Genomic DNA, 23,086 nt, shown 5'->3' with positions numbered 1-23,086 from the left:
TCCCCCGGCCCTTTCTCACGGCGCGATCGGGCCGGGCCGGCATCCCCTAGGCTGGCGCGAGCACGTCAGGGACAGGAAGGGGCGGGGAAGCGGTGGAGGCGGGACGACGGCTGCGGTTCGCGGCGGTGCTGGTGGTGGTCGTGCTGGCGCTGACCGGGTTCCAGTCCGGCAAGAGCAGCGGCGGCAGCGGCGGGAAGAGCCGCAGCGGCAAGAGCAGCAGCGGCGGCGGCTGCTCCAGCTCCAAGAAGAAGAACCACGACTACGACGACGACGCCCTCGGGGACGAGGCGGGCTACGACTCGGGCGGTTCCGGCGCGTACGACTCCGGTCCGAAGCCCACCGTCACCTCGTCCACCGCCCCGGTGACGGTGACCGTGGTGGATTGTGTGAAGCCCTCGCAGAAGAAGCGCAAAGGCCGGCCCGCCCGGAAGGCCGACACGACGGCGAGCGTCCGGATCACGTCGACCGCCGCGGCGACCCGGACCTTCCGTCTCGAGCTGGAGTTCCAGGACGCCGGCGGCATGGAATGGGACGAGACGACCAAGGCCGTCACGCTCGAACCGGGGCAGACGCTGACCGTGGACGTGCCGATGTCCTCCCCGTCGATGGTGGACAAGGTCCGCCGGTGTGAAATCACGGGCGTCGGCGTCCAGTAGGGTGACGTGCGCCCGTCAATACTGTTTCCGGACGGGCCCTGTCTTCCTGCCTGCGCGCACGCGCACACACTCAACGGGGGTTGAAGCGTGAAGCTTCGTCATGTTCGTGCCATCGCCGTCTTCGGTGTCGCCCTGATCGCCCTGACCGGTGCCCGCGGCTCCGGCGGCGCCAGCTGCAGCGGCAGCCACGGCTCCAGCAACAACTCCAGCAGCTCCAGCAGCAGCGGTTCCGACGGCGGCAGCTCCAGCAGCAGCGGCGGCGTCACCACGGGCGGCGTCGGCTCCTCGAAGGACCGCGCCTCGCGCGACATCAAGATCGACGAGTGCGCCCTCAGCGCCGACGGCAAGAACCTGGTCGCCAAGCTGACCATCACCAACAGCGACTCCTCGGCGTACCTCTACGACGTCACCATGCAGTTCAAGGGCGACGCCGGCAAGACCGTCGACCTGGCGCTGGCCAAGGTCGACGACCTGCGGGTCGAGGGCGGCATGTCGAAGACCGCCGAGGCGTCCACCCCGTACACCGGCACCGGCAACGGCTCCGAGTACACCAAGTGCGAGGTCGCCTTCGCCGACCGCACCATCGGCTGACGCACGCCCGCAGTTCAGCGCAGCCGGAAGCCCCCGCCCCGCCCGGTGAACAGCTCCGCCTGCCGCTCCGGCGGCAGGTTGCCGAGCGCCACCAGGTGCGGGGCGTGGGACAGGGCGGCCGTCCGCGCCGCCTCCTTCGCCGCCCACAGGGCCCGGACGGTGCCCTGCACCGCCTCCGTCGGGTACGAGGCGACGACGGCCGCCGCCGTCCGCGCGGCGGCCAGCGCCCCGCCGGGCTCCGTCACCTCGCCGACCAGGCCGGTCTCGTACGCGCGGCGGGCCGACACCCGTTCGGCCGAACCCATCAGGGCCATCCGGGCGACTTCCCCGTACGGCATCCGCTGGGCCATCAGGACGGTCTCGAACGCGGACACCATGCCGTACGTGGTGTGCGGGTCGAAGAAGGTCGCGTCCCGGCCGGCGATCACGAACTCGGCCTCGCCGAGCAGGTAGAACGCCCCGCCGCAGGCCATCCCCTCGACCGCCGCGACGACGGGCTTCCACAGGTCGTTGGCCTTGGGCCCGATCGCGAGCAGCGGGTCGTCGATCGCGTACGGCGACGAGGGCTGCGGCACCCGCCCCGCGTCGGCGCGGTCCACGCCGGTGCAGAAGGCCCGGCCGCCCGCGCCGGTGACGACGACCGCGCGCACCCCGTCCTCGTACCGGAAGCCCCGCCACACCTCGCCCAGCGTCCGGGCCATCTCCAGGGTGATCGCGTTGTGCTTCTCCGCCCGGTCCAGGGTGACGACGGCGACGCCGCTCTCCCCGTCCCGCTCCACCCGGATCCCGCCGGCGCTCATCCGCGCTCCAGCAGCCAGCGCGGCACGGTGACCCCGCCGACGTCGGCGAAGACCGCCCTCACGGCCGCGCCGATCCGCAGCCGGGCCGGATCGACGGAGTTCAGCGGCGCGTCCGGGGCGGCGACCACATTGCCGGCGAGGCGGATGCGCGGCGCGTCGGCGAGCTCGACCAGGACCACGTTGTACGGGGCCTGGGCGGCGTATTCGGGCAGCAGCGGCGGATGCGGCAGCACGTACGACCAGATCCGGCCACGGCCGGACATCAGGCGCCACGCGCTGTCGAAGGACTGGCAGTGCGGGCAGCAGGGGCGCGGCGGGAAGCGCAGTTCGCCGCAGCTCCCGCACGCCTGGATGCGCAGCTCGCCGCGGGCGGCGTACTCCCAGAAGGGCGCGCCGTCCTCGTCGGCGACCGGTGTCAGCAGGCTCACGGCTCCTCAACTCCTCAGGCTCGCAGCAGGATCGCCGACGTGGGGACGCCCTCGCCGGCGGTGACGAGGCAGGTGGCGGCGTCCGGGACCTGGGCGGTGGACGTGCCGCGCAGCTGTTTCACGCCCTCGTTGATCAGGTTGAAGCCGTGCACGTACGCCTCGGAGAGCCCGCCGCCGCCGGTGTTGACCGGCAGCCGGCCGCCGATCTCCAGCGCGCCCCCCTCGGTGAACGCGCCGCCCTCGCCGCGTCCGCAGAAGCCGTAGCCCTCCAGGGAGAGCGGGATGAGCGGGGTGAAGGCGTCGTAGATCTGGGCCACGTCGACGTCCTGCGGCCCGAAGTCGGCCTGCTTCCACAGGTGTCGGGCGGCGGTCCAGGCGGGGCCGGTGAGCGGGTCGTCGTTCCAGTAGTTGACCATGCCGTGGTGCTGGGCGGGCAGGCCCTGCGCGGCGGAGTGCACGTACACCGGCTTGCGCCGGCAGTCGCGGGCCCGCTCGGCGGAGACGAGCACGCAGGCCAGCGCGCCGTCGGTCTCCAGACAGTTGTCGAAGAGGCAGAGCGGCTCGCTGATCCAGCGGGCGGTCATGTACATCTCGCGGGTCAGCGGGCGCTCGTACATGATCGCGTCGGGGTTCTGGTTGGCCCGGTTGCGGCAGGCGAGGGCGACGTTGAACAGGTGGTCGCGGGTGGCGCCGTACTCGTGCATGTAGCGGCGGGCGAGCATCCCGATCTCGTCGGAGGGGCGCAGCAGCCCGAAGGGCCGGGTCCACTGGCCCGGGGTGGGCAGCTGGACGGCGGTGTTCTTCCACGGCCGGGGACCGGAGCCGCGTTTCCGGGAGCGCCAGGCGACGCCGACGGTGGCCTGGCCGGAGGCGATGGCGGCGGCGAGGTGGCCGACGGTGGCGCAGGAACCGCCGCCGCCGTAGCCGACCTTGGAGAAGAAGGTGACGTCGCCGGCGCCGATGGCCTTGGCGACCTCGACCTCGTCGGTCTCCTCCATCGTGTACGAGGCGAAGGCGTCGACCTCGGAGGGCGCGAGGCCGGCGTCGTCGAGGGCGGCCAGGATCGCCCGGCAGGCGAGCGTCTTCTCGGACTCGGGGAGGTGTTTGGCGAAGGGCGTCTGGCCGATCCCGACGATGGCTGTGCGGTCCTTGAGCACGGCGGCCCCCTCCGGTGTCCCCACTGCTGACAGCGCGTCAGGCTACAGCTAATCTGACGGACAGTCAGCTCTTAGGGTTCGGCTCTTTGGCTCTTTGGAGGGGTGCGGATGCGCGGCGACCTGGAGTGGGGCTCGATACCGCGGCTCGTGCGCGCGGCGGCGGAGCGGTACGGGCCGCAGGAGGCGGTCGTCGACGGCCGGCTCCGGATCTCGTACGCGGAGCTGGGCGAACGCGTCGAACGCGCCGCGGCGGCCTGCCTCGCCGCCGGGGTCCGCACCGGCGACCGGGTCGCGATCTGGGCGCCGAACACCCTCGACTGGATCGTCTCGGCCCTGGGCGCGGTGACGGCGGGGGCGGTCCTGGTCCCCCTCAACACGCGCTTCAAGGGCACGGAGGCGGCGTACGTGCTGGCCCGCTCGCGGGCGCGACTGCTGTTCGTCACGGGCACGTTCCTGGGCACCTCGTACGTGGCGTCGCTGCGCCGGGCCGGCGTCGAACTCCCCGCCCTGAAACGGGTGGTGGTGCTCGGCGACACCGCCCCGGACGACGACGGCTACACGACGTGGAAGGAGTTCCTGGCGGGCGGCGACGGAGTGCGGGGCGAGGAGGTCCGGGCGAGGGCGGACGCGGTGGAACCGCGGATGCCCTCGGACCTCGTCTACACCTCCGGCACCACCGGCCGCCCCAAGGGCGCCGTCATCACCCACGCGCAGACCCTGCGCTGCTACGACGTGTGGGCGGAGCTGGCCGGGCTGCGGCAGGGCGACCGGTACCTGATCGTGAACCCGTTCTTCCACACCTTCGGCTACAAGGCCGGGATCATCGCCTGCCTGATGCGCGGCGCGGTCATGATCCCGCAGCCGGTGTTCAACGTGGACACGGTCCTGGCGAACCTCGCGGCGGAGCGGGTCACCGTGCTGCCCGGCCCGCCGACCCTGCACCAGTCGCTGCTCGACCACCCCGCCCGCTCCTCGTACGACCTGTCCGCGCTGCGGCTCGTGGTGACCGGCGCGGCGGTGGTGCCGCTGCGGCTGGTGGAACGGCTGCGGGGGGAGCTGGGCGTGGGCACGGTGCTGACGGCGTACGGCCTGTCGGAGGCGAGCGGCCTGGTCACCATGTGCCGGCCGGGCGACGGGGCGGACGTGATCGCCCGCACGTCCGGCCGCGCGATCCCGGACACGGAGGTGCGCCTGTCGGAGGCGGGCGAGATCCTCGTGCGCGGCCACAACGTGATGAGCGGCTACTTCGAGGACGAGGCGGCCACCCGGGAGGCGATCGACGCGGACGGCTGGCTGCACACGGGCGACGTGGGGGTGCTGGACGAGTCCGGCAACCTGCGGATCACCGACCGGATCAAGGACATGTTCATCGTCGGCGGCTTCAACGCGTATCCGGCGGAGATCGAACAACTCCTCTGCCTCCACCCCGACATCGCCGACGTCGCGGTCATCGGCGTCCCGGACGCGCGGCTCGGCGAGGTCGGCAAGGCGTACGCGGTCCGCCGCCCCGGCGCGACGCTGACGGCGGACGACCTGATCGCCTGGTCGCGGCGGGAGATGGCGAACTACAAGGTCCCGCGCGAGGTCGAGTTCGTGGCGGAACTCCCGAGGAACGCGAGCGGCAAGGTGGTGAAGGGCGAACTGCGGGCGAGGAACGCGCCACCGGAGGGTGGGAACGCGCAACCGGACGGTGTGCGGAGCGCGTGATAGGAGGCGATCGGCGCGCGCGTCCCTCCCTTCGTCCTTACGACTCTGGAGCGGTCCGGTGGATATCGAGATCCCGCTGTCCCTCACGCCCGAGCAGGCCGCCGTCGGCGTGGGCCTGACGATCCAACTGCCGTCCGGTCCCGCGCACGTGGACGTCCCGCCGGGCGTCCGGAACGGCGACCTCGTCCGTGTCCCGGGCGCGCCCGGGACGCCGTCGGTGGTCCTGCGCATCGACGTCGCGGGCGCCCCGGCGCCGGTGCGGAGGTCCGGCGCGCTGGGCGGCCTGGTGACGCTGGGCGTGGTGGGCGCGGTGATCGCGACGCTGGTCCTGACGGCCGGCGGGGAGGACGGCACGGAGCCGACGGCCGGCCCGGCGTACGGCTCGTCGTACGACCCGAGCCCGTCGTACGGCTCGTCGTACGAGCCGTCGTACGACCCCGAGCCCAGCGAGCAGCCGACGACGGAGGAGCCGCCGGACCCGTTCGACACGGGCACGTGCCTGAACGGCCGACTCCCCGACTCGGAGACGGCGCAGACCGTCAGCGACGTGGAAGAGGTCTCCTGCAACGCCGCGGACGCGCACTACAAGGTGATCCAGACGTTCCCCTTCACCTCGGACATGAACCGCTGCCGCAGCAACCCCCGCACCCAGTACGCCTTCTCGTACCGCTACACGATGAACGGCGCGACGATCAACGAGTACGTGTACTGCCTGGTCGGCCTCGGCTCCTACGCCCGCTGAAGCGTGCCGGGCACGGGCCCGGCCGGGTGGACGGTGATGTCGAAGGCGGTCCCGGGCCGTTCGAGCAGCTTGGGAACGAACGCGGGCAGCAGCCGCTCCAGCAGCACCCCGGCCTCGCGGAGCGCGAACTGCGCGCCGAGGCAGGCGCGGGGGCCGAGGCCGAAGGGGTAGTAGGCCCCGTGCCCGGCGGGGTGCCGCGCGGCGAGGTGCGGCCGGTCGGGCCGGAAGGCGTCGGGCTCCTCCCACAGCAGCGGGTCCCGGTGCGTGAAGTACGGGCTGGTGAGCACGAGGTCCCCGGCCCGGACGCGGTACCCGGCGAGCACGTCGTCCTCGACGGCGTGCCGGGGCATGAGCCAGGCGACCGGGTACAGCCGCAGGGTCTCGGCGACGAGCGCCTGGACGCCGGCGGGCCCGCGCTCCAGCGCCCAGTCGCGCCAGTGGGGCTCGGCGTCGAGCAGCAGGTGCAGCCAGGCGAGGGTCGAGGCGGTGGTCTCGTGCCCGGCGAAGACGAGCGTGGCGACTTCGTCGCGCACGAGCCGTTCGGTGTCGTAGGCGTCGATCAGCACGCGGGTCAGGCCGGAGCCGGACGGCGAGGCCCGCACCTCGTCCAGGACGCGTTCGACGACGGCGTCGATCCGCGCGACCTCGGCGGTGAGGTCGGGCGGGGCGTCGCCGGGGCGGGGGACGACGGGGAGCGCGGAGAGGACGGTGTCCACGGCGCGCAGTTCGTCGTACGTCTCGTACGTGACGGCCCGCCCGGTCAGGCACCGCCAGATGACGTCCAGCGAGTAGAACCGCAGATCCTCGGCGAGGTCCCGCACCTCACCGGTGCGCGCGGCGAGGTCCCACGTGGTGAAGGCCCGCTCGGCGGCGTCCCGGAGGTGCTGCTCGTACCGCCGGATCCCCTGCCCCGTGAAGTACCGCTGCAGCAGCCTGCGCTGCTCCCGCCACGCCTCCCCGGACGCGGTCAGCACCCCGCCCCCGAGCAGCGGCGCCAGCCGGTGCGACCGCTTCACGTACCGCTCGGGGTGCAGCGCGAGCACGTGGTGCACCGCCTCGGGCTGCCGCACGAGCACGGCGTCCACCGCCCCGAGCGACACCCGCGCCACGGGCCCGAGCCGGTCGACGAGCTCCAGCAACGCGAAGACGCCCCGCCCGGAGGCCCTCCACTCGGCGACGAGCCCGGGGGAGAGGGCGGGCGGTGCCGGGACGCCAGGACCGGACTGCGGGAACGACATGACGAAACCTCCGCGGTGAGGGGACGCTCGACACCCTGCCCGCCCGGATGCCGCACGAGTCCTCCCGCCCCCGCCGACCGTGTGATCCAGGCCACTGACCGCTTCACCTCGGACGTCGACGACCTGCGCAGGCCGTGCCGCCCGGACGTCCTGATCCGCGCCGTGCAGCCGGGCATGCCAGAGGGGCCGGGCGTGGTGCCCGGCCCCTCTGTCTCGCGTTCGGTCGTCGTGCGCCGCGTCCAGCCCGCCGGGTCCCCCCGGTCCCGACAGGCGTCCCCCGAGCGCGGCGCGCGTCCGCCGACCGCGTACGACCCCGGCGGCTCCCCCGATCCCCCGGCCGCCGCGGCCGTACCCCGTGGGGGAGTGGCTACGTGGCCGGCTCGCTGGTGGCGTGCGCGTCGAGCGGCTTGATCGGCTCCGACGTGGCGTGGGCGTCGAGCGGCTTGATCGGCTCGCTGGTGGCGTGGGCGTCCAGCGTGGTGATCTCCTCGCCCGTGGCGTGCGCGTCCGTGGGCTTGAGGTTGTCGGCCATGAGGATCAACTCCTGTAGCTGTGCGGTCTGGAGAGCGGACCGTCCGCCCGGCGACTCCCCCGTGGATCGCCGGGCGGACGTCCAGGGCCGATCACCATAACGGTGGGGCCTCGTGAGGATCCGTCTGCCCCCCGACGCGACGGATCGACATGCACGAGAGTGACCCGTGGCGATAAACGATTGATGAACGGCCAGGTCGGCTCAGGCGACCGCGGCCGGATTGAGCAGCGACCGGACGTCGACCGCCTCGGGCGAGTCGAGCTCCTCGAAGACCGCGAGCGCCTCCCGCCAGCACACCCGCGCCCGGTCGACCTGCCCCAGCGCCGACAGACCGCGCCCCAGCACCGTCAGGACGTTGGCACGCCGCCATTCGCCGCCGATCCCGTGGAGCACCGCGAGCGCCTGCTCGGCGTGCGAGGCCGCCGACGCGGGCTTGCGCTCCGCGAGGTACACCTCGGCCAGCCGGAAGAGCGTCATGCCGTGCCAGAGCTTCTGGCGGCTCTCCTGGAAGACGCTCAGGGCCTCGGCCAGCACCACGCGGGCCTGGGCCGTCTCACCGGCCGCGGTGAGCGCGAGGCCGAGGGCGTACTTGCCGTTCGCGAGCCGGAGCGGCAGGCCGGCGTCGGCCTTCTCGTAGATGGCGATGCCCTGCCGCGCCAGCTCCACCGCGCTCCTGGTCCGTCCCATGGCGAGGTGCACCCGCGACAGGTTGCACAGCACGCTGGCCTCTCCGGGCCTGTTCTCGTCCACGCGGAACGCGTCCAGCGCCCGCGACAGATGGGCCTCGGCGTCCGCGTGGCGGCTCTCGTAGAGCGCGATGATCCCGCGCTGGTTCTGCGCCTGGCCCAGCGAGACCGGATCGCCCGCGGCCACCCCGCACTCCAGCGCGCGCCGCGCCTCCTCCTCGGCCTCGGTGAACCGTCCGGAGGTGCTGTGGACGTGCGTCAGCATCGTGCGGGCGCGCCCCTCCGCCAACGGATCGCCCGCGGCCCGGGCCGCCTCGCTCACGGCCACCGCCGCCTGGGCGAACTGGTGGGTGTTCGCTCCCGACTCGCCGAGGTCCACCGTCGCCATCAGGAGATCGGCCGCGCGGCGCAGCATGCCCGTCGCGGCGGACTGCCGCGCGCAGGCGAGCAGCGGGCCGGCCTCGGTGAACAGCCAGTCCAGCGCCGCGTCACGGTCGCCGAAGGCGAGACCCGGGTAGCGGGTCCGCTCGAAGTGGTCCAGGACGCGCTCGCCCGGGCGTTCGATCGCGTACACGCCCGCCGCCGTCGAGAGGTAGAAGTCCAGGAGGCGGGAGAGGGCCGCCTCCCTTTCCGCCGGGGGCTGTTCGTCGCGTTCGGCGCATGCACGCGCGTAGAGGCGGACCAGGTCGTGGTAGCGGTAGCGGCCGGGCGCCGCGGACTCGACCAGCGAGGTGTCGACGAGGGCCTCCAGGAGGTCCTCCGTGTCGTGGGGCGGCAGGTCCAGGACCGCCGCCGCCGCGGCCAGCGAGATGTCCGGGCCGTCCGCGAGGCCCAGCAGGCGGAACGCCCGCGCCTGGGCCGGCTCCAGCTGGCCGTAGCCGAGTTCGAAGGTGGCCTTCACCGCGAGGTCGCCCGCCTGGAGCTCGTCCAGCCGGCGGCGCTCGTCCGCCAGCTTGGCCGCGAGGACCGAGACCGTCCAGGTGCGGCGGGCCGCCAGGCGCGAGGCCGCGATGCGGATGGCCAGCGGCAGGAAACCGCACGCCGCGACCACGTCCAGCGCCGCCTCCCGCTCCGCCCGCACCCGCTCCTCCCCCACGATCTTCGTGAAGAGCTGCAGCGCCTCCTCCGGCGACATCACGTCCAGGTCGACCAGGTGCGCCCCCGCCAGGTCCACCATCCGGATCCGGCTGGTCACCAGCGCCGCGCAGCCCGCCGTGCCCGGCAGCAGCGGCCGGATCTGCGCCGCGTCCCGCGCGTTGTCCAGCAGGACCAGCACCCGCCGCCCGTCCAGCGTCGAGCGGTACAGCGCCGCCCGCTCGTCCAGCGAGTCCGGGATCGCCGAGTCCGGCGTGCCGAGCGCCCGCAGGAACGCCCCGAGCACCGTCTCCGGCGCCGCCGCCCGCGCCCTCGCGCCCTGCAGGTCCACGTACAGCTGGCCGTCCGGGAAGTGCGGGCGCGCCGCGTGCGCCACGTGCACCGCGAGCGTCGTCTTGCCGACGCCGCCGATGCCGGCCAGCGCCGACACCGCCATCACCTGGCCCTCCGCCGTCGCCAGCCGGTCGCCCAGCTCCCGGACGAACGAGGCCCGGCCGGTGAAGTCCGGCACCGTCGCCGGCAGCTGCGCGGGCTTCGCCAGCGGCGCCGGCCCCGGCGCCTGCTCCTCCACCGGCCGCGCCAGCTCCGCGTCCGCCTGCAGGATGCGCTGCTGCAGCCGCGACAGCTCCGGGCAGGGGTCCACGCCCAGCTCGTCCGCGAGGAGCCGCCGGGTGTCCGCGTACACCGCCAGCGCCTCCGCCTGCCGCCCGCTGCGGTACAGCGCCAGCATCAGCAGCTCGCGCAGCCGCTCGCGCAGGGGGTGCGCGGCCGTCAGGGCGGTCAGCTCCGACACGGCCTCCGCGTGGCTGCCGACCTCCAGGTCCATGTCGAGCCGGGTCTCCAGGAGGGTGAGCCGCCACTCCTCCAGCCGGACCCGCTGGGTCTCCGCGTACGGGCCCGGCACCGAGGCCAGCACCTCGCCGTCCCACAGCCCGAGCGACTTGTTGATGCGGGCCCGCGCCGCCGCGCGGTCCCCGGCCGCGCGCAGCTTCTCCGCCTCGGCGACGAGGTCCTGCGCCACGTTCAGGTCGAGGGCCGCGCGCGGGGCGCGCAGCGCGTACCCGCCGGCGTCGCTGACCAGCACCCCGGGACCGAGCACCTTGCGCAGCCGGGAGGCGTACGTGCGGACGGCGGCGAGCGCCTGCGAGGGGGGCTCGTCGCCCCAGATGGCGTCGATCAGCTCGGCCGCGGTCGCGGTGCGCCCGTCGCGCAGCAGCAGCGCGGCGAGCAGGGCCCGCTGCTGCGGGGACCCGGACGGCAGGGGTTCGTCGTTCCGCCAGGCCCGCACGGTCCCGAGCACCCCGAACCGCAGGTCGGAGGTGGGGGCCGCGCCCGAGGGGGCCGCGCCCGAAGGGGCCGGTGGCGTGCCCGAGGGGGTGTCGCGGTCCGTGCCCGGGTCCGCGAGCCCGTCCGGTCCGGCGGTGTCCGCGACGGTGTCGGCGTCCGTCGCCGTTCCCGCGGCCCGGGTCCCCGCGGCCCGGCTCCCGGCGGCGCCGGTCACGCCCGCCGCCGTACCGCCCGCTCCGGGCCCCGCCGCCGTACCGGCCCGCGCGGGCCCGTCCGTCGCGTTCACGGGGCCCCTTCGCGGAGATCTCTGCCCCGGCACGCGCGGGCCGTTCTCACGGTCCATAGCTCCCCCTGCCCCTGCCGCTGGTTTCGCCCAAGACAGTCTGCCTTGTCCGGAGGGGATGCGTCAGCATCGGGTGACTGTCTGCACAGGATCTGCCGTACCGATAGCTGACGATGCGTCAGATCGGCGCTACCGTGAATCCATGGAGACCTTCCCGAAGATCATCTCGGTGGACGACCACACCGTGGAGCCCCCCAGCGTCTGGCGGGACCGGCTCCCGTCCCGGTATCGCGACATCGGCCCCCGCGTCGTCCGCGCGCCCCTGAAGGAAATGACCTTCCTCGGCGGCAAGTTCGCGCCGGTCATGGGCGCGCCGGGGGACGACGGGCCCATCGGGGACTGGTGGGTGTACGAGGACCTGCACCGCCCGCTGACCCGGCTCGACACCGCCGTCGGCTACGACCGCGACGAGATCAGGCTGGAGGTGATCACGTACGAGCAGATGCGGCCGGGCTCGTACAGCGTTCCCGACCGGCTCGCCGACATGGACGTCAACCACGTCCAGTCCGCCCTCTGTTTCCCCACGTTCCCCCGTTTCTGCGGCCAGACGTTCACCGAGGCGTCCGACCGTGAGCTGGGGCTGCTCGGGGTGCGCGCGTACAACGACTGGATGGTCGAGGAGTGGTGCGGCCCCGAGGCGCAGGGCCGGCTCATCCCGCTCACGCTCGTCCCGCTCTGGGATCCGCACCTCGCGGCCGAGGAGGTCCGGCGCAACGCCGCCCGGGGGGTGCGCGCCGTCGCGTTCTCCGAGATACCCCCGCACCTCGGGCTGCCCTCCGTGCACACCGACCACTGGGACCCGTTCCTCGCGGCCTGCGACGAGACCGGCACCGTCGTCGCCATGCACATCGGCTCGTCCAGCCGGATGCCGTCCACCTCCGCGGACGCCCCGCCCGCCGTCGGCTCCACGATCACCTTCGCCAACTGCTGCTTCTCGATGGTCGACTGGCTGATGAGCGGCAAGTTCGAGCGCTTCCCGAACCTGCGGGTCATGTACGCCGAGGGTCAGATCGGCTGGATCCCGTACATCCTGGAGCGCGCCGACGTGGTCTGGGAGGAGAACCGCGGCTGGGGCGGGGTCGCCGACAAGGTCACCCGGCCGCCGTCCGAGCTGTTCGCGGACCATGTCTTCGGCTGCTTCTTCGACGACGCCTTCGGCCTGCGCAACCTCGACTCCATCGGCGTCGGCAACGTCCTGTACGAGACGGACTACCCGCACTCCGACTCCACCTGGCCCAAGTCCCGCGAGGTCGGCGAGGCCCAGATGGGGCACCTGGACCCCGGAACCGTCGAGCGCATCGTGCGCGGCAACGCCATCGACCTGCTGGGGCTCACCCCGGAGGGCCTCTGGCCGGGGGCCTGACGAAGCCGGAGCCCGGCGCGGCGCGGGCGGGCGACGGACCCGCGTCCCGACGCGACCGGGGGCGCGGCCCGTGCGTCACGCGCGGTGCGCCCCCTCTCACCCCAACTCACCCGGAACAGCGCCCCGTTGACAACGATCACCGGCGTGATTGCATGAACCGCATGCACAGCACCGGAGTGGAACAGACCGCCTATCTCGTCAACGAATCACGGGCCCGCCGGCCCGACCTCGCCCGCGACCCGCTCGCCGCCGCCTGGATCCCCGACGGCGAACGCGGCGGGGTGCGGGCCCTGTGGGAGGAGTTCGCGGGCGACGTCTACCCGCACGACGACCTGGTGGTCTCGCTGCGCGGCAGAATCATCGCGGACACCCTGGAGCGGGCCCTGGAGAAGGACCCCGACACCGTTCTCGTCGTCTGCGGCGCGGGCTTCTCCTCGTACCCCTGGCTGCTGCCCTTCCGCACCGCCCTGGAGGTCGACCTGCCCGCCATGGCCGAGGCCAAGCGGCGGCGGGCCGCCGAGCTGACGGACGCGGGCGTGATCCCACGCCGCGACGTGCGCCACCTCGCCGCCGACCTCGGCACCGCGGACGGCCGCGCGGCCGTCGTCGCGGCGGTGCGCGAGCTGGCCGCCGGACGGCCGGTCGCGTACGTCGCCGAGGGCCTGGTCTTCTACCTGCCGCCGGACGACGCGCGCGCCGTGGCCCGGCTCGGCGCCGAACTGGACGCCCACGTGGTCAGCGCCGTCAGCTACTGGCCCGACTGGGCCGCGGAGCACCGGGTCCTCGCCGACCAGCGGCTCTGGTTCCGCCGCCGCTCCGTCCCCGAGGACGCCAGCTACCTCGCCCACGACGAGCTGCCCGGACTGCTCGCCGGCGGCGGACCCCTGGAGGACCACGGGCCGGAGTCCCTGCAGCGGCGCTACCTGGACCGGGTGGAGGTCCCGGAGAGCGAGCTGATCCCCGAGTACGTGGCCGTGTCCTGGGCCGGTGGCAGATGACCGTCCTGCACCTGCAGAGCAGGGCGTACCCCCTGCACTACAGCTCGCCCGACCTGACCCACGGCTCGGTCCTCGTGCCGGGCCACGGCGAGCTGCGGCCGGTCGCCGGCCGGCTGGCGTCGCTGGCGTACAACCACGACGCGACCATCGAGATCGACCTGACCGACATGGCGGTCACGGGCATATCCCTGCCCGGCATCGAGATAGCGGGCTGCCACGCCCGCGTCCTCAGCGGCGGCTCGGTGCTCGTCGTGTACGCGCTGCGGCACGAGCAGGACCTGCGGCGGCTGTCGCTGGCCGAGCTCGACGCGCTCGACGCCCGCGTCAACCACGCGTTACGGGAGGCGGACGCGCCGATCCTGTCGGCGATGCTGACCGCCTCCGTCGGCAGCGGCCTGGTGCGCGGGCTGCGGCTGCGGCCGGACCGGGAGCTCGGCGGCGACGAATCGCCGACCGACCGGCGCTCGGTCCGGTACAACGCGCACTTCGTGACGCAGGACCCGCCGTGGGCCAGCGACCCGCGGGTGCCGGAGCTGATCACCGGCCCGGCCTGCCGGGTCCTGCTGCCGTTCACGTACGCCTGGGACCGCGATCCGCGGGAGCCGATCGGCGAGCTGCTCACCATGACCGAGCCGACCGACATCGCGGTCGCCCAGCAGTCGCTGCTCGCGGGCGCGCTGCTGGCCGGCCGGGAGATCCTGGTCGACCTGGCGGGCACCGATCCGGACCGGGCCGACGTGCACGCCTTCCGGCACTTCCTCGACGGCATCTGGGCGGGCTTCTACCACCTGGACAGCTATCGCATCGAGTCCGCCCAGGACCACCGGGCGACCTATCTCGCGGCCCGCGAGGTGATCGGCCTGGACGGCACCCAGGAACGGGCGGACAAGCTGCTCAGCTATGTGAGCAACTCGCTGATGGCCGCGGCGATGCAGCGCACGGAGGAGCTGGACAACCGGCTCAACCGGGTGGCCTCCGCGCTCGCCGTGTTCACCGTGGTGGCCTTCGCGCAGGACTCGGCGGTGTTCCTGCTGGGCGAGGACGCCGCGCTGTGGAGCCGGTTCGCGGCGGTGGCCGGCGTGATCGCCGCGGGCTCGGCCGGTCTGTACATCACGGTGCACCCGAGGGCGCGCGAGCGCCGCCGCCGGCGGCGCGCCGCCGACTAGGACCGCTCCCACCCCTTGCCTGACGGTCCGTCAGTGACGACGATGGGGCTCGCGTCGTCATCTGACGCACCGTCAGTCGTCGGCGGCCTCCGCCGCCGGTGCGGCCTCCGGCAAGGGGTGGTTCCATGGTGATGTACGGGATGCAGCTCCCGGTCCAGTCGCAGAGCACCCTCTACGCGGAATCCTGGGAGGCCGGCGCGGGCCCCGCCGATCTGGTGGAGATCGCCCGCGTCGCCGACCGGACCGGCTTCGGCTATCTCGCCTCCTGCGACCACGTCGCCATCCCGCGGCGGCTCGCCGGGGCGATGAGCACGGTCTGGTACGACCCGGTCGCCACCCTCTCCCATCTCGCCGCCGTCACCGAGCGGGTCCGGCTGATGTCGCACGTCGCGCTCGTGGGCCTGCGCCACCCGCTGGTCTCCGCCAAGGCGTACGCGACCCTCGACCGGCTCTCCGGCGGCCGGCTGATCCTCGGCGTCGGCGCCGGGCACGTGCACGAGGAGTTCGAGGCGGTCGGCGCGGACTTCGGCCGGCGCGGGGCGCTGCTCGACGAGACCATCGACGCGCTGCGGGCGGCGCTCGGCCCGGAGGAGTACCCCGCGTTCACCGGCGAGCGGTTCGCCTTCAAGGACCTCGGGCAGCAGCCCCGGCCGGTGCAGGAGCGGGTGCCGCTGTGGGTGGGCGGCTCCTCGCCGGCCGCCCTGCGGCGGGCCGCGCTGCGCGGCGACGGCTGGCTGCCGCAGGGCGATCCGCGCGACCGGCTGCCCGGGCAGATCGCCCGGCTGCTGGCGCTGCGCGAGGAGGCGGGCATCGAGGCGCCGCCGGTCATCGGCGCGATCACCGAGCCGCTGTACGTCGGCCGCGCCGGCTGGGACGTGGGCCGGCGCACCCTGACCGGCGCGCCGGAGGCGCTGGCCGCGTCGCTGCGCGCGTACGGGGAGCTGGGCGTGCACCAGATCCAGGTCCGGTTCCGCTCCCGGAGCCGTGCCGAACTCACCGACCAGATGGCGGCGTTCGCCGCGGAGGTCGCACCGCTGTTGAGCTGAGGAGCGTGGCAGGCATGGGCAAGCTGGACGGACGGGTCGTGATCGTCACGGGCGCGGCGCGCGGACAGGGCGAGCAGGAGGCCCGGCTGTTCGCCGCGGAGGGGGCGCGGGTCGTTCTCGCGGACGTGCTCGACGGCCTCGGCGAGGCGCTGGCGAAGGAGCTGGGCGAGGACCGGGCGTCGTACGTGCGCCTGGACGTCACGCGGGAGGCCGACTGGGCGGCCGCGGTCGCGCACGCGAAGGAGCGCTTCGGGCGGATCGACGGGCTGGTGAACAACGCGGGGATCCTGCGGTTCAACGAGCTGGTGTCGACGCCGCTGGAGGAGTTCCAGGCGATCATCCAGGTCAACCAGATCGGCTGCTTCCTCGGCATGAAGGCCGTCGCGCCCGAGATCGAGGCGGCCGGCGGCGGCACGATCGTCAACACCGCCTCGTACACCGGGGTGACGGGCATGGCGGGCGTGGGGGCGTACGCGGCGACCAAGCACGCGGTGGTCGGGCTGACCCGGGTCGCGGCGGTCGAGCTGGCGCCGAAGGGGATCCGGGTGAACGCGGTGTGCCCGGGGGCGATCGACACCCCGATGAGCAATCCGGAGGGCGTGGACCCGGAGGCGACGGCGGAGCTGTACCGGAACCTCGTGCCGCTGGGCCGGATCGGCCGGCCGGAGGAGGTGGCGGCGCTCGCGCTGTTCCTGACCGCCGAGGACTCCTCGTACATCACCGGGCAGCCGTTCGTCGTCGACGGCGGCTGGCTGGCCGGCGTGAAGCTGTTCTGACAGCGCTGCTCCGCCGCCCACCACCGTTTCTGACGGTTCATCAGTATTGACGCACCCGCCGCGCGGTGCGACAGTCGGGCACATCAAGGATCTGACGATGCGTCAGAAATGACGAGGACGGTGAACCCCCTTGGAATTCGGGATCTTCGTACAGGGATACGTCGGCAAGCGCGCCGAGACCGATCCCGAGGCCGAGCACAAGGCGCTGATGGAGGAGACCGAGTACGTCGTCCAGGCGGACCGGTCCGGGTTCAAGTACGCCTGGGCCTCCGAGCACCACTTCCTGGAGGAGTACTCGCACCTCTCGGCGAACGACGTCTACCTCGGATACCTCGCCCACGCCACCGAGCGGATCCACCTGGGCTCCGGCATCTTCAACCCGCTGGCCCCGGTCAACCACCCGGTCAAGGTCGCCGAGAAGGTCGCCATGCTCGACCACCTCTCCGGCGGGCGGTTCGAGTTCGGCTCCGGACGCGGCGCCGGCTCCCACGAGATCCTCGGCTTCTTCCCGGGCATCACGGACATGAACCACACCAAGGAACTCTGGGAGGAGACGATCGCCGAGTTCCCCAAGATGTGGCTCCAGGACGAGTACGTCGGCTTCCAGGGCAAGCACTGGTCCCTGCCGCCGCGCAAGGTCCTGCCCAAGCCGTACGGGAAGTCCCACCCGGCCATGTGGTACGCGGCCGGCTCGCCGTCCTCGTACGCGATGGCCGGCCGCAAGGGGCTCGGCGTGCTGGGCTTCAGCGTCCAGAAGGTCTCCGACATGGAGTGGGTCGTCGACTCGTACAAGACGGCCGTCAAGGAGGCGCAGGCGGTCGGCGACTTCGTCAACGACAACGTGATGGTGACCTCGACGGCGATCTGCGCCGAGACGCACGAGAAGGCCGTCGAGATCGCGGTCGGCGGCGGACTGAACTACCTCCAGTCGCTGCTGTTCCGCTACCACGACACCTTCCCGCGGCCCGAGGGCGTCCCCGAGTGGCCGGAGCTGCTGCCGGAGTACTCGGCGGAGATCATCGAACTCCTCATCCAGGAGGAGCTGATGATCTGCGGCGACCCGTCGGAGGTCCTGGCCCAGTGCAAGCGCTGGGAGCAGGCCGGCGCGGACCAGCTGTCCTTCGGCCTGCCGATCGGGGTCTCGTACGAGGACACGATGAACACGATCAAGCTGATCGGCGAGCACGTCATCCCCGAGATCGACACCGACCCCGTCCACCGCACCACCCGCTTCCGCCAGGCCGCGGGGAGCTGACGGGGCTCCGTCCCCCGAGCGCGGGGCGGTGTCTTCCCGGACCGCCGCCCCGTACCGGCCCCGGCCGGAGGCCCTTCCGCGGCGGCCTCCGCCGGGGCACACCCGCGTCCCCGCGCAGAAAGGACCGTCATGCTCGATCACCTGATCAAGGGCGCCACCGTCGTGGACGGCACGGGCGCCCCCGCCCGCACGGCCGACGTGGGGATACGCGACGGGCGGATCGTCCTCCCGGAGCCCGGCGCCGCCGCCTGCACCAGCGAGGACGCGTCCGGGCTGGTCCTCGCGCCCGGCTTCGTCGACCCGCACACCCACTACGACGCCCAGCTGTTCTGGGACCCGTACGCCACCCCGTCCCTCAACCACGGCGTCACCACCGTCGCGGGCGGCAACTGCGGCTTCACCCTCGCCCCGCTCCACCCGGACCGGCCCGAGGACGCCGACTACACCCGCCGCATGATGGCGAAGGTCGAGGGCATGGCCCTCAAGGCGCTGGAGGAGGGCGTCGACTGGAGCTGGTCCTCCTTCGGCGAGTACCTCGACGCCCTCGACGGCCGGATCGCCGTCAACGCCGGCTTCATGGTCGGCCACTGCGCCCTGCGCCGCTACGTGATGGGCCCCGACGCCGTCGGCGGCCGGCCGACCCCCGGGCAGCTGGAGCAGATGACCGCCCTGCTGAAGGACGCCATGGAGGCCGGGGCCTGGGGCCTGTCCACCACCCAGTCGAGCACCCACTCCGACGGCGACGGCCGGCCCGTCGCCTCCCGGCACGCCGCCCCCGACGAGCTGATCGCGCTGTCCCGCGCCGTCGGCGAGCACGAGGGCACCCAGCTGGAGGCGATCCTCGCCGGCTGCCTCGACCAGTTCTCCGACGAGGAGATCGAGCTGTTCGTCGAGATGACCGCCGCCGCCGGCCGGCCCCTCAACTGGAACGTGCTCACCATCGACGCCGCCGTCCCCGCACGCGTCCCGCGCCAGCTCGTCGCCTCCGAACGGGCCCGCAAGGCCGGCGGCCGGATCGTCGCCCTCACCATGCCGATCCTCACGCCCATGAACATGTCCCTCGGCACCTTCTGCGCGCTCAACCTCATTCCCGGCTGGGGCGAGATCCTCGGACTGCCCGTCCCCGAGCGGATCGCGAAGCTCCGCGACCCCGAGGTGCGCGCCGGGATGCTGCGCCGCGCCGACTCCGAGGAGGCCGGCGTCTTCCGCCGGCTCGCCGACTTCGGGCGGTACGTCATCGGCGACACGTACAGCCGAGAGAACGAGGGCCTGACCGGCCGGGTCGTGAAGGACATCGCCGCCGAACGCGGCCAGGACCCCTTCCAGTGCCTCGTCGAGATCTGCGCCAACGACGAGCTGCGCACCGTCCTGTGGCCCATGCCCACCGACAACGACCCGGCCTCCTGGGCGCTGCGGCGCGAGACCTGGGAGCACGAGGACGTGCTGCTCGGCGGTTCCGACGCCGGCGCGCACCTGGACCGGATGTGCGGGGCCCCGTACACCACCCGATTCCTCGGCGACTGCCTGCGCGGGCGGAAGCTGGTGCCGCTGGAGCGAGCGGTGCGGATGCTGACCGACGACCCGGCCCGGCTGTTCGGGCTGCGCGGCCGCGGCCGGATCGCCGAAGGCCACCACGCCGACCTGGTCCTCTTCGACCCCGAGCGGATCGACGCCGGCCCGGCGACCCTCGTCCACGACCTGCCGGGCGACAGCCCGCGGCTCGACTCGAAGGCGCTCGGCGTGGTGTCGGTCCGGGTCAACGGCGTGGAGGTCATCCGGGACGACGCGGTGACCGGGGCGCTGCCCGGGCGTGTGCTGCGGTCGGGCCGCGACACGGAGACGGTGGCGACGCGATGAGGACCGAGAGGCTGTTCGTCGGCGGCGCGTGGGTGGAGCCCGACGGGGGCCACTACGAGGTGATCGACCCGGCCACCGAGGAGGTCGTCGGCCTCGCCCCCGAGGCCTCCCGGGCCCAGGTGCACGAGGCGGCCGCGGCGGCCCGGGACGCCTTCGGCGCCTGGTCGCGGACCAGGCCCGAGGAGCGGGCCGCGATCCTGGACCGGGCCGCCGACCTCATGGCCCGCGACGCCGAGGCGAACACCGTCCTCGCCCAGGCGGAGACCGGCGCGACGACCGGGACCGCCCGCGGCATGCAGGTCGCCGTCGGCGTCTCCCGCTTCCGCCGGTACGCGCGCGGCGCCCTGGAGCCGGTCGAGCGGGCGCTGCCGCCGCAGATCAACGAGGCCGGGCCGATGGGGCGGGCGGGGGTGTTCGGCGCGGTCGCGGTCCGCCGGCCGGTCGGCGTGGTCACCTGCATCACCTCGTACAACAATCCCTGGGCGAATCCGGCGGGCAAGGTCGCCCCGGCGCTCGCGATGGGCAACACGGTCGTGGTGAAGCCCGCCCCGCAGGACCCGCTGTCGGTGTACGCGATGGCCCGCGCCCTGGAGGAGGCGGGCGCGCCGCCCGGCACGGTCAACGTGGTCACCGGCTCCGCCCCGGAGGTCGGCGAGGCGGCGGTGGACTCCCCGGACGTCGACATGGTCTCGTTCACCGGCTCCACGGCCGTCGGGCAGGCGATCGGCGAGGTCTGCGGCCGGTCGCTGAAGCGGCAGCTGATGGAGCTGGGCGGCAAGGGCGCGGCGCTGGTGTTCGACGACGCGGACCTGGACTCCGCGGTGGCGGGGATCGGCACGACCTGGGCGTTCTACAGCGGCCAGATCTGCACCGCCCCGACGCGGGTGCTCGCCCAGCGCGGGATCTACGAGCGGCTGGTCGAGCGGCTCACCGGCTACGTGTCCTTCATGAAGGTCGGCGACCCCCGGGAGAAGGGGACGGTCGTCGGCCCGGTGATCTCGGCGGCGCACCGCGACCGGGTGGAGTCGTACGTGGAGCTCGGCCGCAAGGAGGGCGCGCGGGTGGTCGCGGGCGGCGAGCGGCCGGACCTGCCCCGCGGTTTCTACGTGGCGCCCACGCTCCTCGCGGACTGCACGAACGACATGCGGGTGGTGCGCGAGGAGATCTTCGGTCCGGTGGTGGTGGTCGTGCCCTTCGACGACGAGGAGGAAGGCGTCGCCCTGGCGAACGACAGCGACTACGGACTGATCGACTACGTGTGGTCCGGCGACGTCGCCCGCGCATTCCGCATCGCGTCCCGGCTGCGGGCCGGCGGGGTCGGGATCAACACGGTCGGCCGGAACATGGAGGCGCCGTTCGGCGGCTTCAAGAAGAGCGGCGTGGGACGGGACGTGGGCTCCTACGCCCTGCACGCGTACGGCGAGTTGCAGGCGGTGGTCTGGCCCGGCTGAGCCCTCTTCCCCCGGCTCGGTGCCCGCTCTTCCACGGCTCGGAAAATAGTTCGGGAAATTTTGAAACCGGACATTTGGGGTGCGGCTGCGGTTCCCGCATAGCGGACGTGATCGCGATCACTGGCGGATCGATCGGCCTACGGGATCGTAGATCTTTCAATCACTGGGCATTTCGGGTGACGCACCTGGAAATGCAAGGCGAAGATCGGCCGTGGGGTGCGGATTGTGATCTTCCGGATGTGGAAACCGCAGCCCTTAACGTCCTGTTCATGACTCAGGTGGAAGCACGGCCACAGGCCGGAGACACGGTAAGGGGCGTCACGGCGCCCGGCGACTCCCAGGGTGTTCGCGACAAGGGACTGGGCGGCAACTCCGTCGGACTGATGGGCGGCGCCGTCATCGGCGTCTCGACCGTCGCCCCCGTCTACTGTCTGACCTCCACGCTCGGCCCCACGGTCGGCGAGGTCGGACTCCAGATGCCCGCCGTCTTCCTCGCGGGCTTCATCCCGATGCTCCTCGTCGCGTTCGCCTACCGCGAGCTGAACCGGGCCCTGCCCGACTGCGGCACCTCCTTCACCTGGTCGGTGAAGGCCTTCGGCCCCAAGATCGGCTGGATGTGCGGCTGGGGCCTGCTGATCGCCACCATCGTCGTCCTGTCGAACCTCGCCGGCGTGGCGACCTCCTTCTTCTGGCTCACCGCCGGAGAGATCACCGGCAGCGAGAGCGTCGCCGCCCTCGACGGCAACAAGGCCGTCCACATCGCCACCACGCTGGTCTTCATCGCCATCGCCACCGCGATCAGCTACCGGGGCATCACGGCCACCAAGTGGGTGCAGTACGCCCTCGTCGGACTCCAGCTCACGGTCATCGCGATCTTCGCCGTCATGGCCATCGGCAAGGCCGACCAGGTCGCCGGCTCGATCGACTTCTCGCTCGCCTGGCTGAACCCCTTCGGCATCGAGTCCTTCTCCGCGTTCACCGCCGGCCTCTCCCTGTCGATCTTCATCTACTGGGGCTGGGACGCCTGCCTGTCCATCAACGAGGAGAGCACCGGCAGCGCCCGCACCCCCGGCCGCTCGGCCTTCCTCGCGATGGTCGTCATCGTCGCCTCGTACCTGATGGTCGCCATCGCCGTGCAGATGTACGCCGGCATCGGCGAGACCGGCACCGGCCTCGGCAACCCGGACACCTCCGACAACGTCTTCGCCGTCCTCGCCGGCCCGATCATGGGCTCCGGCCTCGGCATCCTGCTCTTCGTCGCGGTCCTCGCCTCGGCCGCCGCCAGCCTCCAGACCACCTTCATCCCGGTCGCCCGCACGGCGCTCGCGATGAGCAGCTACGAGGCGTTCCCGCCGGCCTTCGCGAAGGTCCACCCCAAGTTCAAGACGCCGGGCCGCGCCACGGTGGTCGCGGGCGCCGCGACCGGACTGTTCTACGCGGTGATGAGCCTCGTCAGCGAGAACGTGCTGGTCGACACGATCTACGCGCTCGGCCTGATGATCTGCTTCTACTACTCGATCACGGCCTTCGCCTGCGTCTGGTTCTTCCGCAAGGAGCTGACCGGCTCCTTCTCGAACCTCATGGTCAAGGGCGTGCTGCCCGGCGTCGGCGGCCTGATGCTCACCGCCGTCTTCGGCAAGACCCTCTACGACATGTGGGACCCGGCCTACGGCTCCGGCTCCTCGGTCCTGGGCATGGGCTCGGTCTTCGTCATCGGCGTGGGCCTGCTGCTCCTCGGCGTCGTCATCATGCTGGTCATGCAGCGCCGCAGCCCGGCCTTCTTCCGCGGTGAGGTCCTCACCAAGGAGACCCCGTCGCTGGTCGTCGCCGACTGACGCACCGCCGCCGTACCGCTTGAGCCATACGGAAGACCCGCGCCGTCCGATCGGCGCGGGTCTTCGCGTACGTGGGC

Annotated in this window: 19 protein-coding genes; 13 read left to right on the top strand and 6 right to left on the bottom strand. The window is 73.0% G+C overall.

Annotation, left to right across the window (positions count from 1 at the left end):
- The first annotated feature begins 92 nt into the window (after positions 1–92).
- The gene (locus ACNJ93_RS13290; protein ID WP_418957608.1) at positions 93–656 is read left to right on the top strand and encodes a hypothetical protein; all 564 of its coding nucleotides are present in this window, start codon (positions 93–95) and stop codon (positions 654–656) included.
- 87 nt (positions 657–743) lie between these two features.
- A complete protein-coding gene (locus ACNJ93_RS13285) occupies positions 744–1,247 on the top strand; it encodes a hypothetical protein (RefSeq protein WP_418957607.1) in 504 nt (167 codons plus the stop codon).
- Between the two features lie 14 nt (positions 1,248–1,261).
- On the opposite strand, the gene ACNJ93_RS13280 is transcribed toward ACNJ93_RS13285, so the two are convergent.
- From ACNJ93_RS13280 to ACNJ93_RS13270, 3 genes are read right to left on the bottom strand one after another with little or no spacing between them, the layout of a single operon-like run.
- On the bottom strand, positions 1,262–2,047 hold the full coding sequence (locus ACNJ93_RS13280) for an enoyl-CoA hydratase/isomerase family protein (RefSeq protein WP_418957606.1): 786 nt from the start codon (positions 2,045–2,047) through the stop codon (positions 1,262–1,264).
- A complete protein-coding gene (locus tag ACNJ93_RS13275) occupies positions 2,044–2,469 on the bottom strand; it encodes a Zn-ribbon domain-containing OB-fold protein (RefSeq protein WP_418961393.1) in 426 nt (141 codons plus the stop codon). Before ACNJ93_RS13275 ends, ACNJ93_RS13280 begins: the two co-directional genes overlap by 4 nt.
- Before the next feature lie 20 nt (positions 2,470–2,489).
- The gene (locus ACNJ93_RS13270; RefSeq protein WP_418957605.1) at positions 2,490–3,632 is read right to left on the bottom strand and encodes a lipid-transfer protein; all 1,143 of its coding nucleotides are present in this window, start codon (positions 3,630–3,632) and stop codon (positions 2,490–2,492) included.
- A gap of 108 nt (positions 3,633–3,740) precedes the next feature.
- On the opposite strand from ACNJ93_RS13270, the gene ACNJ93_RS13265 reads away from it, so the two are divergent.
- Entirely contained in the window at positions 3,741–5,339 is a 1,599-nt protein-coding gene (locus ACNJ93_RS13265) for a FadD3 family acyl-CoA ligase (RefSeq protein ID WP_418957604.1), read from the top strand.
- A gap of 58 nt (positions 5,340–5,397) precedes the next feature.
- Positions 5,398–6,081, top strand: coding sequence for an LppU/SCO3897 family protein (locus ACNJ93_RS13260; protein WP_418957603.1), 684 nt, complete (start codon positions 5,398–5,400; stop codon positions 6,079–6,081).
- Here ACNJ93_RS13260 and ACNJ93_RS13255 read toward each other — a convergent pair.
- The 3 genes from ACNJ93_RS13255 to ACNJ93_RS13245 form a co-directional block, all read right to left on the bottom strand.
- A complete protein-coding gene (locus ACNJ93_RS13255; RefSeq protein WP_418957602.1) occupies positions 6,069–7,319 on the bottom strand; it encodes a cytochrome P450 in 1,251 nt (416 codons plus the stop codon). The genes ACNJ93_RS13260 and ACNJ93_RS13255 overlap by 13 nt on opposite strands.
- Positions 7,320–7,686: 367 nt before the next feature.
- Positions 7,687–7,851 carry a hypothetical protein gene (locus tag ACNJ93_RS13250; RefSeq protein ID WP_418957601.1) on the bottom strand — a complete coding sequence of 55 codons (165 nt, stop codon included), beginning with the start codon at positions 7,849–7,851 and terminating at the stop codon, positions 7,687–7,689.
- A 201-nt stretch (positions 7,852–8,052) separates the two neighbouring features.
- Positions 8,053–11,262 (bottom strand): AfsR/SARP family transcriptional regulator, encoded by a 3,210-nt coding sequence (locus tag ACNJ93_RS13245; protein ID WP_418957600.1) that lies wholly within the window; start codon positions 11,260–11,262, stop codon positions 8,053–8,055.
- 142 nt (positions 11,263–11,404) lie between these two features.
- Here ACNJ93_RS13245 and ACNJ93_RS13240 point away from each other — a divergent pair, with 142 nt between their 5' ends.
- The 9 genes from ACNJ93_RS13240 to ACNJ93_RS13200 all read left to right on the top strand — a co-directional run bounded on the left by ACNJ93_RS13240 (position 11,405) and on the right by ACNJ93_RS13200 (position 23,009).
- On the top strand, positions 11,405–12,625 hold the full coding sequence (locus ACNJ93_RS13240) for an amidohydrolase family protein (protein WP_418957599.1): 1,221 nt from the start codon (positions 11,405–11,407) through the stop codon (positions 12,623–12,625).
- Positions 12,626–12,786: 161 nt separating this feature from the next.
- A complete protein-coding gene (locus tag ACNJ93_RS13235; RefSeq protein ID WP_418957598.1) occupies positions 12,787–13,623 on the top strand; it encodes a class I SAM-dependent methyltransferase in 837 nt (278 codons plus the stop codon).
- Positions 13,620–14,789 carry a hypothetical protein gene (locus ACNJ93_RS13230; RefSeq protein ID WP_418957597.1) on the top strand — a complete coding sequence of 390 codons (1,170 nt, stop codon included), beginning with the start codon at positions 13,620–13,622 and terminating at the stop codon, positions 14,787–14,789. Before ACNJ93_RS13235 ends, ACNJ93_RS13230 begins: the two co-directional genes overlap by 4 nt.
- 125 nt (positions 14,790–14,914) lie before the next feature.
- On the top strand, positions 14,915–15,835 hold the full coding sequence (locus ACNJ93_RS13225; protein WP_418957596.1) for a TIGR03619 family F420-dependent LLM class oxidoreductase: 921 nt from the start codon (positions 14,915–14,917) through the stop codon (positions 15,833–15,835).
- A gap of 14 nt (positions 15,836–15,849) precedes the next feature.
- Complete coding sequence (locus ACNJ93_RS13220) at positions 15,850–16,611, top strand: SDR family NAD(P)-dependent oxidoreductase (protein WP_418957595.1); 762 nt, start codon at positions 15,850–15,852, stop codon at positions 16,609–16,611.
- 130 nt (positions 16,612–16,741) lie between these two features.
- Positions 16,742–17,866 (top strand): LLM class flavin-dependent oxidoreductase, encoded by a 1,125-nt coding sequence (locus ACNJ93_RS13215; RefSeq protein WP_418957594.1) that lies wholly within the window; start codon positions 16,742–16,744, stop codon positions 17,864–17,866.
- A gap of 129 nt (positions 17,867–17,995) precedes the next feature.
- Positions 17,996–19,723, top strand: a complete 1,728-nt coding sequence (locus ACNJ93_RS13210; protein ID WP_418957593.1) for an N-acyl-D-amino-acid deacylase family protein — start codon at positions 17,996–17,998, stop codon at positions 19,721–19,723.
- On the top strand, positions 19,720–21,174 hold the full coding sequence (locus ACNJ93_RS13205; RefSeq protein WP_418957592.1) for an aldehyde dehydrogenase family protein: 1,455 nt from the start codon (positions 19,720–19,722) through the stop codon (positions 21,172–21,174). The genes ACNJ93_RS13210 and ACNJ93_RS13205 overlap by 4 nt, the downstream gene beginning before the upstream one ends.
- 269 nt (positions 21,175–21,443) lie before the next feature.
- Complete coding sequence (locus ACNJ93_RS13200) at positions 21,444–23,009, top strand: APC family permease (protein WP_418957591.1); 1,566 nt, start codon at positions 21,444–21,446, stop codon at positions 23,007–23,009.
- The last annotated feature ends 77 nt before the right edge of the window (positions 23,010–23,086 follow it).

Origin of the sequence: Streptomyces tritici, from assembly GCF_048500665.1 — a bacterium.
GTDB lineage: Bacteria > Actinomycetota > Actinomycetes > Streptomycetales > Streptomycetaceae > Streptomyces > Streptomyces tritici.
The sequence above is the reverse complement of the archived record's forward strand: the minus strand, read 5'-3'. Positions and strand labels throughout refer to the sequence as shown.

What these genes read in the sequence shown, in the direction of transcription:
- ACNJ93_RS13250 (WP_418957601.1), bottom strand. Translation starts at nt 7,851, where the DNA reads ATGGCCGACAACCTCAAGCCCACGGACGCGCACGCCACGGGCGAGGAG.
- ACNJ93_RS13255 (WP_418957602.1), bottom strand. Translation starts at nt 7,319, where the DNA reads ATGTCGTTCCCGCAGTCCGGTCCTGGCGTCCCGGCACCGCCCGCCCTC.
- ACNJ93_RS13230 (WP_418957597.1), top strand. Translation starts at nt 13,620, where the DNA reads ATGACCGTCCTGCACCTGCAGAGCAGGGCGTACCCCCTGCACTACAGC.
- ACNJ93_RS13265 (WP_418957604.1), top strand. Translation starts at nt 3,741, where the DNA reads ATGCGCGGCGACCTGGAGTGGGGCTCGATACCGCGGCTCGTGCGCGCG.
- ACNJ93_RS13210 (WP_418957593.1), top strand. Translation starts at nt 17,996, where the DNA reads ATGCTCGATCACCTGATCAAGGGCGCCACCGTCGTGGACGGCACGGGC.
- ACNJ93_RS13225 (WP_418957596.1), top strand. Translation starts at nt 14,915, where the DNA reads ATGGTGATGTACGGGATGCAGCTCCCGGTCCAGTCGCAGAGCACCCTC.
- ACNJ93_RS13220 (WP_418957595.1), top strand. Translation starts at nt 15,850, where the DNA reads ATGGGCAAGCTGGACGGACGGGTCGTGATCGTCACGGGCGCGGCGCGC.
- ACNJ93_RS13205 (WP_418957592.1), top strand. Translation starts at nt 19,720, where the DNA reads ATGAGGACCGAGAGGCTGTTCGTCGGCGGCGCGTGGGTGGAGCCCGAC.
- ACNJ93_RS13200 (WP_418957591.1), top strand. Translation starts at nt 21,444, where the DNA reads ATGACTCAGGTGGAAGCACGGCCACAGGCCGGAGACACGGTAAGGGGC.
- ACNJ93_RS13240 (WP_418957599.1), top strand. Translation starts at nt 11,405, where the DNA reads ATGGAGACCTTCCCGAAGATCATCTCGGTGGACGACCACACCGTGGAG.
- ACNJ93_RS13245 (WP_418957600.1), bottom strand. Translation starts at nt 11,262, where the DNA reads ATGGACCGTGAGAACGGCCCGCGCGTGCCGGGGCAGAGATCTCCGCGA.
- ACNJ93_RS13235 (WP_418957598.1), top strand. Translation starts at nt 12,787, where the DNA reads ATGCACAGCACCGGAGTGGAACAGACCGCCTATCTCGTCAACGAATCA.
- ACNJ93_RS13280 (WP_418957606.1), bottom strand. Translation starts at nt 2,047, where the DNA reads ATGAGCGCCGGCGGGATCCGGGTGGAGCGGGACGGGGAGAGCGGCGTC.